Below are 20322 nucleotides of genomic sequence, written 5' to 3'. Positions count from 1 at the left end.
ATTGAGGAAATAAGATCATGGCAGCAAAAGACGTAAAATTTGGTGACGACGCTCGCCAGAAAATGCTGAACGGCGTAAACATCCTGGCAGATGCCGTAAAAACCACCCTGGGCCCGAAAGGCCGTAACGTGGTACTGGACAAGGCGTTCGGTGCGCCGACCGTAACCAAAGACGGTGTATCCGTAGCCAAAGAAATCGAACTGAAAGACAAGTTCGAAAACATGGGCGCGCAAATGGTGAAAGAGGTTGCTTCAAAGGCTTCCGACACCGCCGGTGACGGCACCACCACCGCGACCGTGCTGGCTCAGGCCATCGTCACCGAAGGCCTCAAGTCCGTAGCCGCTGGCTTCAACCCGATGGACCTGAAGCGCGGTATCGACAAAGCCGTTGCCGCCGCCGTTGACCACATCGCCGGTCTGGCCACTCCCTGTGCCGACAGCAAGTCGATCGCCCAGGTAGGCACCATCTCCGCCAATAGCGACGAACACGTTGGCACCATCATCGCGGAAGCGATGGACAAGGTGGGCAAAGAAGGCGTGATCACCGTTGAGGAAGGTCAGTCCCTGGAAAACGAACTGGACGTCGTAGAAGGCATGCAGTTCGACCGCGGCTACCTGTCCCCATACTTCGTCACCAACCAGGAAAACATGACTGCCGAGCTGGACAGCCCGTTCATCCTGCTGGTTGACAAGAAAATCTCCAACATTCGCGATCTGCTGCCCCTGCTGGAGCAGGTAGCCAAAGCGTCCAAGCCGCTGCTGATCATCGCTGAAGACGTAGAAGGCGAAGCGCTGGCCACTCTGGTAGTGAACAGCATGCGCGGTATCGTCAAAGTGGCTGCGGTGAAAGCACCAGGCTTCGGCGACCGTCGCAAGGCCATGCTGCAGGACATCGCCATCCTGACCGGCGGCACCGTGATTTCTGAAGAAGTAGGCCTCGAGCTGGAAGCCACCACTCTGGAGCACCTGGGTACCGCCAAGCGCGTCACCCTGTCTAAAGAGAACACCGTAATCGTAGACGGCGCCGGCGACGTTGCCGACATCGAAGCACGCGTGAAGCAGATCCGTGCCCAGATCGAAGAGTCTTCTTCTGACTACGACAAAGAGAAGCTGCAAGAGCGCGTTGCCAAGCTGGCTGGCGGTGTTGCCGTGATCAAGGTTGGCGCTGCCACCGAAGTCGAAATGAAAGAGAAGAAAGCCCGCGTTGAAGACGCCCTGCACGCTACCCGCGCCGCCGTTGAAGAAGGCGTGGTTCCTGGCGGTGGTACCGCACTGATCCGTGCGATTCAGGCGATCTCTGTAAAAGGCGACAACGAAGACCAGAACCACGGTATCGCTGCGGCACTGCGCGCGATGGAAATGCCGCTGCGTCAGATCGTCACCAACGCCGGTGACGAAGCATCTGTTGTGGTCGACAAGGTAAAACAGGGCGAAGGCAACTTCGGCTACAACGCCGGTACCGGCGAGTACGGCGACATGCTGGAAATGGGCATCCTGGACCCGGCCAAGGTAACCCGCTCCGCACTGCAGGCTGCAGCCTCCATCGCAGGCCTGATGATCACCACCGAAGCCATGGTTGCAGACATCCCGGAAGACAAGCCGGCTGCACCTGACATGGGTGGTATGGGCGGCATGGGTGGCATGGGCGGCATGATGTAAGCCGGCCTAGCAGCCTAACCCATAAAAAACCCCGCTTCGGCGGGTTTTTTTTTGCTTGAAGAAAGCTGGTTCGCATACTGTAGTGGCACACTAAATTTGGCCAGCTGACTTTGGGTGACATTATCACGCTCAACGAGATCCGGTGAATTAATCACAAACTCAACAAAAAAAGCGATTTGAACCCGAGTTCAGGCTCGAGGCAGCCCAATTGGTAGTCGACCAGAATTACACGGTGAAAGAGGCCTGCGAAGCCATGGGGGTGCGTTAATCCACCATGGAGTTGCGGATTCGAAAGCTGCGAGCAGAGCGAGGAGGCACGACTCCTGAAGGTATTACTATCACCCCCGAGCAACGTCAGATTGCCTCGGCTCGCCCCAGATGGTGTTCCGCACCATCTCATACAGGGTGATAAAAATTGTAGATTTACTTCCAGACTGACTTTGGTTGCGGTCAGGTTTTCTCTATTTCGAGGTCAGCGATAACAGCGTCTATTAGCTCGGTCAGACTCGGACTCTCTAAAACTTTGGCTGCAAGCTCAGAAGAGAGGAAGGCAAACTGTGCTGCATTAAGGGGGAGATTCTGGTAACGGAGGATAGTCAAGCGCTGAATGACAAAGGCTCTCTTCTTGGGTTGAGTATCTAGTGTCCCCGATGCCTTCATATAGCTAGTCTTCACTTCGCCGAAAAGTTGCTCAATTGAAGGCTGGGGTATCTCTCTCTCCACACCAGAAGTGTGGGCGCCGGTGCGCTTTCTATTTGTAACCCCAAGTGCGGCGCTTAGGGACGCGAGTGCTTGTGATGGTGCAATCCTGCTCATATTGACCTGATGGTTGCTTCTGCGCTGGTCTGAATGCTAGCAAATATGCTTTTTTTACAATAGCTCTTAACCTCTTTCTCTTCTTCTGTGTGCACTATTTATTCAGCAATCCAAATATTTGTGACGCCTGTCGCACTTTTGATTGTTTGTGCGTCTTTCCGCTAAAACTTTCCCCCCCACCTCCCGAATAAGTCTCAAGCAATAACCAAATATCAGAACTAGAAGTCGCTTGGCTGCCATGCAGATACATGCTGCTGGAGCCAGGGCAACTGGCACTCTCGCTTGACCATGGGACCGCACTATGACCGCTGTTATTACCTCTAATGGACTGGGCTTCCTGAATTCCTCCGCCGATATCCTCGGGGCTTTGGGGCAGAACGGCCAAGCCAGTTTAGGGCAGGCAGGACTGAACAGTTATGTAAACGCTGCGAGCGGCAACCTATTTGTTCGTCAGACAGACGAGCTGTTGATGGGCTTGGGGTTGGATGCAGGTCTGGTACGTACCTATAACAGTCAGGGCAGTTTTACTGGCGGTATGGGGGATCAGTGGCGGTTGAGTGCCAATCGTTCGTTGGTTATCTCAGGTGACCCGATAAATGACCTGGAGAATGTAACAATTCGCCGGGTCGCCGGTGACGGCTCTGATATTACCTTTACCTACGACGCGACCTCTGGCGAATTCGTCGCCAAGGAAGGGAGTGGTGCGCACGATGTGGTCCGCTACGACGGGACAAACAATGCATGGGTGTTCACCGCCGATGACGGCGCGGTAGCGGAAACTTATAACACATCCGGTCAGCTCACCAAGGTGTCGGACCGTGCCGGCAATGAAATCAGTTATCAATACAACGGCAACGGCCAGCTAGAAGAGATCCTTCTGCAAGACGGCCAGAAAATGGTGTTGCATTACAACGCCAGTAACCAGCTGGAATCCCTGGAGACGCAGTCAAACGGCGATAATCTGGTACAGGTCTACTACAGCTACGATGCAAGTGGTCGCCTGGAAACAGTTTCCATTGATTTGGAGCTTGGGGCTGACAACAGTATTGCCGATGGCAAAGCCTACACCACCACCTATAGCTACGACGGTAGCAGCAACCGTATCGCCTCCATCACCCAGAGTGACGGCACTACCGTCAGCTTTGGTTACGAATTGATCGATGGCAAGTATGCCGTCAAAACGGTCACCGATGGCCAGAATAAGGTAACCACCTACAACTATGGCCTAAGCGATGCCAATGGCTCCTATACCGAAGTGGTTTCTCCGCTAGGGGAAAGCACCAAGATGTACTTTAACAGCGTAACCGGCTATTTGGACCGGCTGGAGAGCCCTGCTGTTGATGGACAGCGCCAGGTGGTGCGCTATGCCTATGATGCGGACGGCAACCTTGAGCATGTCATTGATAACGCGAACAACCGCATAGACTATCGATATGACGCCAACGGCAACCAGACGGCTGTGCGCGATAGTATTGGCAACACGGTTACCCGTACCTATAGTCCAGAAAATCAGCTGCTCACTGAAACCCGCTACCTGGTGGCTGATCCAGATGGCATCGATCAGCCGGGTGCCCCGAGCGGTGCGCAAACGAGTCGTTATGTCTATAACGCACAGGGCTTGCTGGCGTATGCCGTTGGTGCTGATGGCTCGGTATCGGCATTTGACTATGACGGTTTCGGGCAGCTTTCTGATACCTGGGTAATAACCCGCGACCTTTACGATGTGTCTGGCCTTTCTGATGATCAAGCCCCTAGCCTTGCACAGATGGATACCTGGCGTACCGGCTTGGACCTCAGTCAAGCCCAGCGTACAACACTCACATACGACTTCCGTGGCCAACTGCAGAGCAGTAGTCAATGGAATGCCCTCGATGTGGCGGGTAATGGCGTTGGAGCGGCGGCAACCAGTTACTTTTTCTATGACCAAACCGGGCAGCTGATTAAGCAGGTTTCTGCTGAAGCGGGATTGGTTGACGCTGCTGCAGCCGCCGTGGAAACGGATTACGCAACCGTTTACGACTACGATGGTATGAGCCGCGTAACCAGTATCACCAATGCAGATGGTAATCAGGTTACCACGACCTATAACGACGGCCAGAGCACCATCGAAGTGCAAAACGGCTTGGGCCTGATTACCAGTTCCGTCTATGACGCTCGGGGCCAGCTCACGAGCGTCACCCGCAGCGCCAATGGCGGCACAGAAGACTATGGCTCCAGTCGTTTTTATTACGATGATAATGGCCGCCTGCGCACCAGTGTGGATGCCGCGGGTGGTCGCAGCTACCAGTTTTACAATGCATTAGGCCAAGTTGTTTACAGTGTTGATGCCGGCGGCAGCGTTACCGAGTTTATATACAACGCCCAAAACCAGCTTGAAGCGCGCATTGCTTACACAAATGCGGTCGATACCAGCAGTTGGTTCAATGAAGGTGGTCAGCAATATTTTATTACTACTACTGAATTTGAAGCAGGCTTTAAACCGGTCGCAGATGTATTGGATCGCACTGTCAGTTTTACCTATCTGGACAATGGGCAGCTGCAGACTGAAACGGCGGGGATAGGCGATAACCCTGTCGTTACCACGTACCACTACGATGGTGCCGGGCAGCTAGTGCGCACCGAAGTGAGTGCCGATGGCGTCGGTACCAGCGGTAAGCGGGAAAATCGCTTCTTCTACGACAGTGTAGGGCGCCAGCTGGGAACCGTGGACGCGGAAGGCTACCTGATCCAAAACCGCTACGATAGCGCAGGCCGACTTGTAGAGCAGATTCGTTATGCAAACCAATTGGATATAGTTGACGCATTCGATGAGGCAAAAAATTTCAGTGCGCTGCTCTCGCTGGTAGGTAGTCACGCTCAAGATCAGTCCATCCGCTACTATTACAACAGCAAGGGTCAGCTGATCCAGGAAGTGTCACATCAGGGCCATGTGACCGAGTATGAATACACGCTGGCCGGCCAGCAAAGCAAGGTGACTCAGTACGCCACGGTATTAAGTGCCGGTATGCTCGCGTCGCTAACGGATACCAGTGGTGTTGCCCCGGCCGCGGATTCGGCGAAAGACCAATGGATCGGCTACTCCTACGATCAGGCAGGTCGTCTACAAACCACACAGAACCATGCCGGTCTTTATGTATTCAACCGGTACGATAGTGCTGGCAACTTAGTGCAGGCGACCAGCTATCAAGTCGATAGCAACGGTAATGCTGTTGATACCGATGGCGACGGACAAACCAGTGATAATATTCGAAATCGTTACCTGCGCTATGATGCAGCTGGCCAACTTACGGGCGAATTAAGTGCGCAGCAGTTGGTCGATATCGCCGGAACGCTCGGTGTTACTCTGAGCAGCAATGGCGCTACCGAACTAACTAAGACCCAGCTGGATGCGGCAATTGACACTCACAATCAAGGTGTGCGTCATATCTATAACAGCGCTGGCCGTTTAATCGAAAGTCAGGATACCCAAGGTAACAGTACGCATTACATCTACGACGAGCGGGGTCAGCTTGTTTACCTTATTGTCGAGGATGCACAAACTCAAAAGGCGAGAGTCACCGAGACTCGATATAACGTTTTTGGTGATAGCCGCAGTAGCCGCAGCTATGCGCAGCAATTTGATCTTAGTGATGGGCCGACTAATAGTGCGCTCAATAGCGCACTGGCAAACGCGCAAGGTGCAGTAACTAGTGAGTTGGAATCGCTCGTAGGCGGTCTGGCGGATGATGGGCGCGACCGTGTAACCAGCTATCTCTACAATACCCGCGGCCAGCTCGCGACAGTGTTGCGTCAGGTTATTGACAGTCAGAGCCAACCTGCATCGCTAACCACCACAAATGACTACACGACTTGGGGTGAGCTCAAGACTGTTACAACCGATATCGGTGCAATTGACCAAGCGGGAAGTAAAACCCGGGTTAGCGAATACACCTATGATAAGCGCGGTCTCCAGATTTCCAGTGTGCAGGATTCAGGTACGCTACCTGCTAACCTGAATATTTCTATTAGCCAGCAATACGACGCCTTTGGTCGTGTCACGCAGGCGACCGATGCGCGTGGCAATATCCGCTACTACGATTATCAGGATCAGGGGCGCACCGTGGTGGTCACGGATCCGTTGACCAATGCTACTACAAGCACTTATGACGCGTTTGGGCGAGTGCTGACCACAACCAATGCACTAGAGCAGGTTACTACTTATACCTATCACTTCGACGCTGAAACAGGTGAGCAGACCACTGTTGTCACCATGCCGGGTAATATTACAACTGAGAATGTAACGGACAGCTTTGGGCAGACAGTTCGTGTTACGGATGCCGAAGGGCACGAAACACGCTTTACCTACGACCTGAACGGAAACCTCAAGACATCAGAGCAAACTATTGAGGGGCGGAACGTAACGGCAGCGACCAATGAATATAACGCAGCCAATCAGCTGGTGGAGACGGTTGATGCGGAAGGGCGGAAAGTAAGCTACAGCTACGATGCCAATAGTCGTGTTCTGACACAGGTGATTGATCCGGATGGCCTGAGTATCGGTACCCAATACAGTTATGACGGCATCGGTCAGACTGTTAGTGTTGTTGATGCAGAAAATCGTAAGATAACCACAAATTACGACGCCCAGGGCAACAAAGCCCAGGTAATCGTTGACCCGGATGGGCTCGCGCTAACTACCACTTACACCTATGACGCAAACAACAACGTAACCAGTGTCACCAATGGTAATGGCGATACCTCCTACTATGCCTACGATGCTCTCAATCGACTGCGCTTTGTTGTTGATGGTAATCGAAATGTCACTGAAACCGAATACGATCTAGCGGGTAATATTTTCCTGAGTAAGCGGCACGAAATTGTACTGCCGGGCTCAGTAACTGATTTATCCGAAAGTAGTATTGAAGGCTATCTGGATAGTTTGGGCGCCGATGCTAGCGCACAAACAAATCGATTTATTTACGATGACGCTGGCCGGCAGAGTTATGTGGTTAATAGTGCTGGCTATGCTACTGAATTTGTTTACGATGGTCTGGGTCGTACGATTGCGACGCACGCCTACAGTGCAGTCGTAGATCCTCAGCAGGATGACGCAAGCATTATTAGTGCTATCGACATTCAAACCCCTACACGCTCCGAGTACACCTTCTACAACGGCCGCAACGAGCGCGAGTTCTTTGTGGATGCTGAGGGTTATGTCAACCAATACAGCTTTGATGATAATGGCCGCGTAACAGGTGTAACCCGGTACGATTATCAGGTCGATGGGGCGAGTATTAGCGATGCGGCGTCACTGGCAACCGCGGTAAGTGGAAAGGCTAATGTAGCCACCTATACCACCTATGATGAAGCCGGTCGTGAGCGGTTCTATATCGATGGTGACGGCTATATCAGCGAAACGCTATACGACGATTCCGGAATGGTCGTGGAGCGCCGTCAATATGAACTGCAGTTTGCAGGAGTACCCGCGGATGCAGCAGCGGTACAGACCTATATCGCCACTCAGAGCGGCTATGCCAGCCAAAATATACATTCCGTATATGATTCTGCTGGACGCGTTGCTTTCGAAGTAACCGCGGACAATGCTGTCACCCAGTTTGTATACACCAACACAGGGGAAGTCCGTCAGAAGCTTGCGTACGATGTTGGTGATTCGATTTCAGACTTTTCTTTTTCCGCATTGACGAGTCACGTCGACGGAGCGGAAAGTAAGAGTGTCACTAGCCTGTACGATGCAGCAGGGCGCTTGCAGTACAGTATTAATAATGCTGGATATGTTACTGCATATGAATACGATTCCGCCGGAAACGCGGTGGCGCTCCATCAGTACGATACGCAACTAGGCGAGGGTTTCGAGAGCTTTACTGCTGCGCAGGTTCTCAGCGCAGTGTCGGTTGGTGCTGCTCGCACCAGTTACAGTGTTTATGATGCAGCGGGGCGTGTCCGCTTCGAAATTAATTCCGCCGGATATATCAGTGAATATGAGTACGACAGCTTTGGAAATGTCGCGCGTACGTTGCAGTATGACTATGTCTACGCCAGCAACCTAAGTATTGCCGATATTGACAGCACTATTCAGACTGGAGGCTGGGAAAGTTCAGCTCGTATCGCGAGCAAAGATTACGACCTGCTCAATCGAGTCACTTCTCTGACCGATGCCGAAGGTCATACCGAATACTATGGCTATGACGCATTCGGTAATCTGACGAGCTTTACCAACAAATTGGGCAGCGCCGCCAATGATCCGGAATACACCTGGGTCTACGAGTACGACAAGCGTGGCAACCGTGTGAGAGAGATTACTCCGGAAGAGAGCTTTTCTCTCTCCAGTGGCATTGCAAACCTAGAGCTGATGCAAGATAGCAGGCTCATTACTGAAATGAGTTACGATTTTCGTGGGCAGCTGATCAGCCGTACCGAAGGCATTTATATCGATACCAAAGAGGGTGAGTGGTTTAACGATCCAGAGCCCGGTGTCCCTGACCTATGGATACCGAACCCCAATTATGGACAAGAGGCTGACGGTCTAGCTAGGACCACAAGCTATCAGTACGACAATCGCGGCAATCAGATTGGTATCACGTACCCAGATGTGGATGGGCAGACGCCGCAGGTCAATACTCTCTATGATTCCTTTGGCAATGCTGTAGCTAACCAGGATGTCCGTGGTAACTACGCCTATAAGGTCTACGATGCTGAAAATCAGCTGCAATATGAGATCGATGCCGAAGGCTACATTACCGAGTACCAGTATGATGGTTACGGTAATCAGGTCGGCCTGACTCGCTATGCCAAAGCTTGGGGCGGTGTTGACGCTCGAGGTCTAAGTGCCATATCTACTGCGGAAGTGGAAGGCAAGCTGGGTGAATCTGGATATAGTGACAGCGTAGAAAATCGCAGTTTGGTCCGTGAGTTTGACGAATTGAATCGTCTCATGCGTGTAACGGAGGAGAGCGTTAGCTATTTCGATACCGTAACCGGCACTTTGCAAACGTCCTCGCCAAAAACTGAGTATCAGTACAATGCCTATGGTGAGCTGACCAAGTCCAGCGTTCTGATTAGCGAACATAGTAATACTTGGGCCCATACCTACCATTACTACAATGGCCTTGGTCAAAAAGTAATGACGGTCGATGCCGAACGTTATGTCACTGAATGGCAGTACAACGAATTTGGGCAAACTGAGTTTGTCACTGAATATGCTCGTGCTCTGGGGGCTGGTGTTGATTTGGAAGCTGGAAAGCCAGCAGCGCCACCAGCTTCGAATACAAGTGATTCCGATATTGGCCGAGATCGAACGCGTCAATTCGTATATGACAAGCTCGGCCAGGTAAAGGAGGAGTGGCTGCTCAGCTATGAGCACGACAAACTTGAAACGTCTAGCGGTTACAGTCTCACTAAAAATCAGCTGTTTGATCAGGCCGTTCAGCAAACGCAGTACGACGCACTCGGGCGTGTAACCGAGACTATGGATGTCAGCGGAAACCGCGTACTAACTGGTTACAATAAGCTGGGCCATACCATTTGGACAAAAGAGGATGCACGTAATGTCCTCTTAAATACCAATACTGAAGGTGCTGGTGCCGCATTGAATGGAACGGCGGGCACTATGGAGCAGCAAGATGGAGTGCTGCTGAATAGTACCCAAAGTCGCACACCATATGTGAGCTACAGCTACGATCTCTTTGGCAATGTACTGAAAGAGCACCGTTACGCAAACTTCACGGATGATAATAACAATAGTAACGATGCCAGCGTGGCAGACCAGATTACTTACAATGAGTACGATAATCATGGCCGTTTGATTAGTACGCGTAACCCGAATGGCAGCGATACAGGCTATAAGTACGATCTCGCAGGGCATGTGGTTGAGACCACCCAAACATACTCTGACTCCAAGGGTACCGGTTCGTACACAGCCAAGACAAACTACGTTTACGACAAGCTCGGTCAGCAGATTACTACTCAGGTAGATCTCAGTAACAGTGCGCAGTGGAACCTGGACAATGTTTCTGTAGGCGATCAGTTCATCGAGGTGAAGTACAACGCCTTTGGTGAAGTGATTGCACGGGGCGATAATCGCACTAATTTCCAAGAGAGCTTCACATACGACAATGCTGGCCGTATGACCGTGGGTGTCGACGCAAAAGGTGCAGACGTAAACTATGCCTATGACTTGCACGGTGAACTCGTTCGGGAGCAGTCTGAAACTGCTGCCGAAGGTCTGTATACCAAATTGTATTATCGCGACGGCCTTGGTCGGGTAGGGCGTACTGAGTTGGGTACCATCTCCCAAAGCTTTAGTGGAGAAAATGCCACCCTGACACCAAATCTGTACCAGACTTACGACCGCTGGGGCAATGTACTGCAGCAGACCGACGCCATTGGGTACATCACTTCCTATCGATACAACCAGCTGGATCAGGTTACCTGGGAGCAAAAACCCAAGGCGTTGGTTGTAGATGAGCAAGGTGTCGAAGCAGGGCGAAATCCCGAAACCTTCTTCTACTACGATCTGGGTGGAAATCGCATTGCAGAAACCGATGCTCGTGGCAATACCCGCTATCAGCAGGTTGATGAACTTGGTCGCTTACTAAAAACGATCGATGCGCTGGGTGCGGAAACGCACTATGCCTATGATGTATTTAACCGAGAGATCGCTCGTCAGAATGCTGTCGGTTATATCACCACCACCGAATATGATCGTCTCAACAATATTACCGAGCTTGGCGATATCCGTTTCGACGTCACCGGTGATGCCTATAATCAAACTTTGATCAAGCACAGCTACAATGAACTGAATCATCAAATTCAGACGCAGGTAGCGTATACGGGCAGCGGAGCGACAACCACGTTTGCAACCAGCTATACCGATTACGATGCGCTTGGTAACGCTGTACGGACCGAATCAGCGGAAGGCGTTATCAAGGAGTATCAGTTCGACGCGCGCGGAAGAAAGATCATTGACCGCAATGGACTACATAGTGGTGGTGAAAATCACCAGCTAAGCTGGAACTACGACTATTTCGGTAAGCTCCAGAGTCACAATGATCTTGCCGGTACTGACTTTACTTATGAGTATTATGATAATGGTCTTCTGAAGCGGAAAGTGCGTACTTCGGAAAAGAATGAAACCGTTATCGAAAATAACGAGACCGTAAGTAAGTATGGCATCGTATATACCTACTACGATAATGGCGCCTTACAGTCTATTAACGATAAAGATAGTAATCTTTACGCAGAGTACGAGTACGACGAAAACGGACAGCGGACCTACGACTACATTCGGGGAACCGATGCACGTGGCATTCTTTATGAACAAGCAACTGATACTCGTTATGATGAACATGGCAGGCTGAGCCGCGTCCGTACCCGTGACATCTTCCAAAATCTCGTAACCCTCGATGCCACTTATAAGTACGATGAGGTGGGTAACCGCCGTTCCGTACAAGTAGCGTCGAAGTACGACTACACATACACCCCGCCAGTAAATCACGCGCCTACTGTGAACGTACAGGTGAGCGATAAAACGGTTCGTGAAAGAGAAGAGCCGAGAGTTTATCTTGGCCAAAATATTTTTGTTGATCAGGATGCGGGCGATTCGCTGACCTACGAAATACTTGTGCGCGGTTGGCATTGGGACGCTAACGCGATTTATGTCCCGCCAAAAGGTGGGGATCCCGCCTACTATGAGCCTGGCTATCTCAGAGATACTGGTTTCTCCGAACCACCTTCCTGGTTAGGGCTGGATATTACCCAGGACAACAAATTCTATTTAGATACTACCGAAATCCCGATCGGTGCATCAGATAGCATCAGTTACTCTACGGATTATGAAACTGGTGGCGAGTTTGAGATATTCATCCGTGCCACTGATGCTTCGGGCTACACGGCGGTAGAGAAGTTTATTCTGCAGGTCGATCCGTATGCGAACTCGGCGCCAACGGTTGGAACTACTATTCCAGATATCGCGGTAACTGAAGGAGACACGATCTCTGAAGATTTGCCCGCGGGTGCGTTCTCTGACCCTGAAAAGCACGGTATTACCTACTCAATAGAGGAGCGTTATTGGGTCGAGGGCTACGAGGAAGTTGTTATTCCGGGTATCCCTGACGGAGAGGGTGGCTGGGAAGAGCCGCCTGTGACTCGCTGGGTAGAGGGGAATTGGGACTATCGTTCAGGTCACCCGTTCCTTGATATTAACAAAAGTACAGGAAAGATTACCGGTACCGCTGCGGCGGTAGATGTAACCACTACTTTTGGCATTCGTGTAGTGGCAACAGATAAGGGTACTCCGCCCCTGTCTGCCTACCAGGCCGTAAACGTTGTGGTTAATCACATAAATGACGCGCCGGTGGGTGATATACCCAATCAAACGCTTCAAGAAAGTAAATCAGTATTTGTTCACCTTGATGACCACATTACTGATGTTAATAGTGATGTCTTAACGTTCACCGCAACACTAAATGACGGTAGCGCTTTGCCGTCCTGGATTATTTGGGACGATGTCAATACGTTAAAGTTGGATCCGGATTACGGTCATCAGGGTTCCTATACCGTTAAGGTTGTCGCCAATGACGGAAATGGTGGTACCAGAACGGATACCTTCACCATTACTGTGACCGAAGGTCCTAACCGGGCTCCTATCGTATCAGTCGCAATCGCAGATCAGAGTGTCAATGAGCGGGCTCCGTGGAGTTTCCAGGTGCCCGCCAATACATTCACTGATCCCGACGGTGATAGCTTAACCTATCAGGGATATCTCAGGGTCTGGGTGGAAGAGCAAGTGATTCCGCCGCAGGGGGGGGATCCGGAAACGATAATACCCGCCCATTGGGAAAATCGTAGTCTTTCCGAGAGTGGCTGGATCTCGTTTAACACCTCTACCCGCACGTTTACCGGTACTCGAGATGGCTTGAATGGCAGCAACGAGGTATACCAGCTTGTAGTTGAGGCAAAGGATCCAGACGGTCGTAAAGGCTACGATTATTTCTCAATTACTGTCGTTGATATCAATGAAGCCCCGACGGTGGCCACCCTGCTGGCAAACAAGTCGGTGCAGGAGACAAAGTCTGGCTCGTACACCTTCGGTGCCAGCGCGTTTGTGGACTCCAACGGAGATTCACTCACCTATTCTGCCCAGTTGAATAACGGCAATGCACTACCGAGTTGGATTTCATTCAACGAGAGCACGCGTACGTTTAGCTGGAATCCGGCCTACGGGAATAAGGGCATCTATGACATCAAAGTCACTGCCAATGATGGTAATGGTGGCACGGTATCCGATGTATTCCGCTTGACGGTAACCGAGGGCCCTAACCGGGCACCGATTAAAAATACCGCAATCCCGAACAAATCGATTAACGAAGGTGCCGCCTGGAATTATCAAATTCCTAGCAGTTACTTCACCGACCCTGACGGGCACAGTTTGTCCTTTGTCGCGAAGAAAGTTGTTCCGGGATATTGGGACCCGCAGGGTTATTGGAACTCAGTGGATCAGGTCTGGGAGCCCGTCTATGTCGAAGAGCAAGAAGTTGCACTGCCCGGTTGGCTGACGTTCGATGCTAGTACACGTACGTTCTCCGGTACTCGCACCGGTATTGTTCTGAATGAATCTTTTGCGATTCGAGTAACGGTTACCGATGGCGGCAGCCCGGCATTGTCCGTTACCGATGAGTTCACCCTGACGGTTATCGCGGCCAACGATGCGCCAACCGGTGACGTGCCAAATCAGACTGTTCAGGAGAGCAAGTCCCTTAGCGTCAACCTCAACAACCATATTATTGACGTTAACCAGGATTCGCTAACCTTCAGTGCAACCATGTCCGATGGTAGTGCTCTGCCCAGTTGGATTACCTGGACCAATAGTTCGACTCTGAAAATCAACCCAAATTATGGCCATGAGGGCAGCTATACCGTCAAAGTGACCGCTACTGATGGACGGGGTGGAACCAAGGTCGATAACTTCACCGTGACCGTCACTGAGGGCCCCAATCGGGCGCCGACGGTAGCGAATGCGATCGCCAACCAAAGTGTCAATGAACGTAGCAGCTGGAACTTCCAGGTGCCGAGTAACACGTTCACAGATCCTGATGGTGATAGCCTGACTTACACAGCGTATTATCGTGTGTGGGTGGCAGAGAGCCAGTTCTACGATGGTGAGTTGGGTGTTTGGGAGACAATTCCTGCCCACTGGGAAAATCGCCCCCTTTCCGAAAGTGGCTGGATCTCATTTAACTCTTCTACCCGCACGTTTACCGGCACGCGGGACGGCCTGAATGGCAGCAACGAGGTACACCAGCTCGTGGTTGAGGCAAAGGATCCAGACGGACGTAAGGGGTACGATTACTTCTCAATTACTGTCGTTGATATCAATGAAGCGCCAACAGTGACTTCTCCGTTAGCGAATAAATCGGTACAAGAGACCAAGTCCGGCAGCTATACGTTCAGCACCAGTGCATTTACAGATTCGAATGGTGATTCACTTACTTTTTCTGCGAAATTGAATAACGGTAGTGCGCTGCCAAGTTGGATTACTTTTAACGCAGCTTCCCGCAAATTTACTTGGAATCCGGCCTACGGGAACAAGGGCAACTACGATATCAAAGTCACGGCCAATGATGGCAATGGCGGCACGGTGTCTGACGTATTCCGCTTGACGGTGACAGAAGGGCCTAACCGGGCGCCGATTAAAAATACCGCAATCCCGAACAAATCGATTAACGAAGGGGTAGCCTGGAGCTATCAGATTCCGTCGAGCTACTTCACCGACCCGGATGGTCACAGCCTCAGCTTTGTCGCGAAAAAAGTCATTCCGGGATACTGGGATCCCCAGGGCTACTGGAACTCGGTTGACCAGGTTTGGGAGCCTGTGTATGTGGAAGAGCAGGAAGTAGCGCTGCCGAGCTGGCTGAGTTTTAGTTCCAGCACGCGAACCTTCACCGGTACTCGTACCGGGATCACCCAGAATGAAAGCTTTACCATTCGTGTGCGTGTGACCGATAGTGGCTCACCGGCATACTCGGTGTCTGATGACTTTAGCTTAACTGTTGTAGCCGCGAACGACGCTCCCACCGGCACACTCGTCGATAAGACCGTCCAAGAGAACAAGACTCTTACCTACAACCTGAACAACAATATCAGCGATGCCAACGGCGATACGCTCAGTTATTCAGCAACCCTGAGTAACGGTGCGGCCCTGCCAAGCTGGATTACCTGGAGCAATAGTTCCACCCTGCGCTTTGCCCCTGCCTATGGCAATAAGGGCACCTACGACATCAAGGTGACTGCTAGTGATGGGCGAGGCGGTACCCGTGTCGACATCTTCCGACTGACAGTTTCTCAAGGCGTCAACCGCGCGCCTGTTGTCTCCAACGGTATTTCCAATAAAACGACAACGGAATATGTAGCCTGGAGCTACACCGTGCCAACGAGCACCTTCTCGGATCCGGATGGTGATACTCTGACCTATACCGCCTATAAGCGCGTTTGGGTACCAGAGTCACAGTGGTACGAGCCTGAGATCGGCGAGTGGTTTACCACACCGGCCTACTGGGACTATCAGGCACTGCCCAGCTGGCTCTCCTTCAATACTTCCACGCGAAATTTCAGCGGCACACGCACCGGTATCTCCAGCAACGAAACCTGGCAGTTGGCGGTGATGGCCAAAGACCCATCCGGTAAAAAAGTGTATGAGCACTTTGACCTTACCGTTCAACCGGGTAACGAAGCGCCAATCGTCGCTAACCCGATTCCGAACCGGTCGGGTACAGCGGGATCAGCGTTCAGCTATACCTTCCCATCCAACACTTTCTCCGATCCAAACGGGGATTCGCTGACGTATAGCGCCAAGCTCAGTAATGGCAGCAGTCTGCCGAGTTGGCTGTCCTTCAATGCCGGCACGCGTAAGTTCAGCGGCACACCGACCGCCGGCGGAACCTGGGATGTACGTGTTACCGCGAACGATGGCAACGGTAAGTCGGTATCGGATGTATTCCGTATTACGGTCACATCCAATAGTGCGCCAATTCTGGTGACACCAATACCCAACCGCTATTACAGCGTGCAGATTGGGGACCCAATCTATTTCTCGGTAAAAAATAACTTTAGCGATCCTGACGGGGACACGCTGAGTTTCTCAGCCAGCGGCCTCCCTTCCGGCATGTCGATCAACTCCAGCACCGGGGCGATCAGCGGCGTTGGCCTTGGCTTCTGGACCGTGACGGTGACCGCATCCGATGGCAAGGGCGGTAGCAAGTCAGACGTGTTTACGCTCAATGTAGAGCGGGACTTCGGTGGCGGCGGCGGTATCAATCCGCTGATGGCCCCAATGAGCATGAGCATGACGATCCCATCAGAACCGGAAGACTTCATCGATCCGGATGAATACTGGTGGAACGTCGATCCGACCATTACCCGTTACGAGAGCTACTGGTACACCTACGACGCTGAAAACCGTATGGTCATTGCCGAAGGTGATCTGATTGGCGGTGTAGGCGGCGAGATTGGTTTGGGCGTTAACAAAGGTAGCCTGATCAAATACGACGCCGTCGGTAATCAGGTGCTGCGCGTTGAAAAAATCGGTTCCGGAAACAGTTACGAAGTACAGCGCTTTAACTACAACCAGATCGGACAATTGATCTCAGCGCAAAGCGTGAAGGGGGCCGTTGCCGGTACAATTGACTGGTCTGTTGAAGCAACCCGTAACAGCAAGTATGCCGATAACTCAATCTGGCGCACCAGCACGGGCTACGGCTACGATCTTGCTGGGCGTAATAGCCGAACCACTACTTACTATGGCGAGGGCGAAACCCGTCGTTTCCGAGTTGAGGTTGGCGATGGCGATTTCAACTTTGTCGATAAATCGGTGGCCGGCGAAAAGGAAACAGAGACCGTAACCTACTTCGACAAGGACGGTCGTACCACTCTGGTCGAAAACCTGGGGCATACGGCGCAAGACTGGAATGGCATTGATATCGGTGGCGAGATACTGAATATCCCCGATGTTTCCATTCTGTCAAAAGTCACCTATGGCGCCGGCGCCTACGATGCCGCTGGCCGTCTGACCGGCTATAGCTATGTCAAAGTGAGCAAAGGGGAGGGCGATACCGATACCCTGTCGAGCTATACACTCACCTATAGCTACAACTACCTCGCACGGGACAGCTACCTGACCCAGACAGTGACCGGTGCCGGTAGTGAAACCAACCACAAGGATGGCACCAACTACAGCGTTTACGACGATAGTGGCCGTCTGGAGTACACCACAGAAAGCTACAAAACCAACCAGATCACTGAACAGCAGCGCCGCTACTTCCGTTACAACGGCGACGGCCAGATCATTAACAAGATCTCCGGTGAGCTGGATGGTGGGAACTTCACCACCGAGTCCGATGGTTCCGAAGAACGTCACTACTACTATGCGCAGGGTCAGCAGATTGGCTCTGTAGATGGCAGTGGCCGTATTCACTTCGAAGATCAGGCCGGCTACAAGCTGGCGGGGCAGTCAGGCCCGGCACAGGCCTCGGTGTATGCGGTGCGCGCGGGAGATACCCTGCGCAGTATCGCCCAGCAGCTGTATGGTTCCGGTTCCCTCTGGTACCTGATTGCGGATGCGAATGGTCTCGCCGACGATGCCACCGTGCTCACCGACGGCCAGCAGCTGCGTATCCCTGCGCACACTACCAGCATTAACGATGCTGATACCTTCAAGGCGTACAACGCCGAAGAGATTATCGGTGACCGGACTCCGGCTGTACCGTTTGTGCCGCCACCCCCCTCAGCAGATAATGGGTGTGGTGCAATTGCAACCATTATTATGGTTGTGGTTGCTGTTGTGGTGACGGTGTATACGGCGGGAGCGGCGGCTACCGCGTTTGCAGGTGGCACTGGTGCTGTGGGGGGGGCTAGCGCAGCAACTGTGGGTACTGCGGCCCTATCGGGCGGCGGAGCAATCGTTGCTGGTGGCACGACTGTCGCAACGCTCAGCGCCGGGGCCGCGATCGGCGGTGCTATGGTTGGTGGTTTTGCAGGTTCAGTTGCCAGCCAATTGGTTGGTAAAGCCATGGGTGTGGTCGACAGCTTCTCCTTGAGGACCGCCATTGCCAGTGGCCTGTCTGCGGGTGCTGGATCCGCAATCGGTGGCGCGTTACGAGCCTCGAATATGTTCGGTCAGGCCCATCAGGCTGTGGAAGGGGCGAGACAGCTCAATACCGCAGGTAATTTCATGCAAGGTGCTGCAACGTACATCTCTGGTGTTGCAGCTAAAGCGATAACAGGTCAGGAAACCAACTTCAGTTGGGCCGCTGTTGCCGCCTCTTCGATTGGTGCAGGTGCGAATAGCTATCTCGGCGGGCAAAATAGCATCCTAAAAGGGTTCGATCTTGGGCTGGGTGACTTTGGACAGCAGTTCTCCAACTCCTTTGTTGGTGGTGCGGTGAACTCCACTGTTCAAAGAGCATTTGGGCTGGGTGGGAAGCAAGACTTCAAGCAGATCGCTGCAGATGCATTCGGTAACGCAGTAGGCAACAGTATCGTTGCCAATGCCATTGCAAAAGATGATGAGTTGGGCTTCCGCAAGCGGCATGAAAAGCAAATTGCTGCAAGCCTAGCTGAGCTTGGCAATATTTCTGCGGAGAATGCTGAAATATTGGCACAGCGCATTATGGCCGACCAAATTGACCCTGGCTCGTTAGACGAACGAATGGGCATAGGGCGTGATTTGTTGAGTGCAATGGGGGCTGACGAGGCACAGGTCGACCTGATTTCTGAGCGTATTTTGGCGCCTGCTCTGCAAGAAAATAGCGAGATTTTGGCCAAGCTTGATGCCCTGATAGAGGGGGATTCTGGCCTAAGCGTAACGGCAACAACACAGTTCCCTGAGCAGGAGATGGAGGTTGTTGAGGTAATTGGTGAGCGGCTAACGCCAAGAGCATCCATGGATGCCGCGCGTATTGAAGCTGCGGTGCAGGACAATCCATCCTTGCTAGGGGAGTTGATTCGTGAATCTGCGCCTTTGTTATCCTCACTGGGTGATGGGATCATTGAGGTCTCAGAATCGCTTGACTCAGTCTGGGCGAAAGGTGCGCTTTACGCATTAGAATTTGCCATGGGGCCCGTGAAGTTTGCGGTATCGAAAGCGATTGAATATTCACCGGTAGGTCAGTTCATTGGTGAAAATATGGACAAAGCTTTCAATGCTGCTACTGAATTTATGGCAGATGAAAGTGGGCTGGATGAAGGAACAGTTGCTAAAATGGCGGTTGGATTGGTTGGAACCGCGAGTCTGGCTCTCGGCGCATCCTATGCAATCAAGAATCTGCCTAAGTTGATGGATTCGTTTAAAGGCTTCCTAGCTAAAAAGGATGCGTGGAAAAATAACAATAGATTAGAAAATGATCTAAATGGTATTCCTAACAATAGGCGGAAAGGGTTTGGTGTTATACCTGAGTCGGTAACAACCACGAGTGGCGTACCGATTCAACCCACACCAGGAAAGACAACTACAATTCTTGGGAACTATGTTGAGGATATGGACAACATTATTAACCAGCAGCTGAAATACCCAAAGACAATCGATTTCGACGCTAAGCCCGGAGGATTTAATGTCTTAAACGTTCCGGATGAAATGTATAAGACACCAGATCAGTTTTGGGACGAGATAAATAAACCTTTCCTTGACATGGCGATAAAGCGCGGTGATGAAATCCCTCTGGCGACAAAACCTAGGACTGACATCCTGTATCGAGATGATGGTACTTTGACAGGCTATGGACGTGAGATAGAGCATTTAATCAATAATGGTTATAGCTATGATAGTGCTACAGGAAAAATGATTCGAAATTAAGGAGTT

At 51.9% G+C, this 20322-nt stretch carries 3 protein-coding genes and 1 pseudogene; 3 read left to right on the top strand and 1 reads right to left on the bottom strand.

Annotated elements, in window-relative coordinates; translation table 11 throughout:
* Nucleotides 1–17: 17 nt before the first annotated feature.
* Together groL and JF535_RS17040 are read left to right on the top strand one after the other, a co-directional pair.
* Nucleotides 18–1658: a chaperonin GroEL gene (groL, locus tag JF535_RS15085; protein ID WP_207003493.1), complete on the top strand. Its 1641-nt coding sequence runs from the start codon at nucleotides 18–20 to the stop codon at nucleotides 1656–1658.
* Nucleotides 1659–1830: 172 nt separating this feature from the next.
* Nucleotides 1831–1926 (top strand): annotated as a pseudogene (locus tag JF535_RS17040) (transposase); the annotation flags it as partial.
* Nucleotides 1927–2108: 182 nt separating this feature from the next.
* Here JF535_RS17040 and JF535_RS15075 read toward each other — a convergent pair.
* On the bottom strand, nucleotides 2109–2474 hold the full coding sequence (locus JF535_RS15075) for a hypothetical protein (RefSeq protein ID WP_207003491.1): 366 nt from the start codon (nucleotides 2472–2474) through the stop codon (nucleotides 2109–2111).
* Nucleotides 2475–2775: 301 nt separating this feature from the next.
* On the opposite strand from JF535_RS15075, the gene JF535_RS15070 reads away from it, so the two are divergent.
* Entirely contained in the window at nucleotides 2776–20316 is a 17541-nt protein-coding gene (locus JF535_RS15070; RefSeq protein ID WP_207003489.1) for a putative Ig domain-containing protein, read from the top strand.
* The last annotated feature ends 6 nt before the right edge of the window (nucleotides 20317–20322 follow it).

It is taken from the genome of Microbulbifer salipaludis, assembly GCF_017303155.1.
GTDB lineage: Bacteria > Pseudomonadota > Gammaproteobacteria > Pseudomonadales > Cellvibrionaceae > Microbulbifer > Microbulbifer salipaludis.
Note: the sequence above shows the minus strand (reverse complement) of the source record. Positions and strands in the feature narration are given on the sequence as shown.

Excerpts from the sequence above, each read along its gene's own strand:
- groL (WP_207003493.1), top strand. The coding sequence starts at position 18 with ATGGCAGCAAAAGACGTAAAATTTGGTGACGACGCTCGCCAGAAAATG.
- JF535_RS15075 (WP_207003491.1), bottom strand. The coding sequence starts at position 2,474 with ATGAGCAGGATTGCACCATCACAAGCACTCGCGTCCCTAAGCGCCGCA.
- JF535_RS15070 (WP_207003489.1), top strand. The coding sequence starts at position 2,776 with ATGACCGCTGTTATTACCTCTAATGGACTGGGCTTCCTGAATTCCTCC.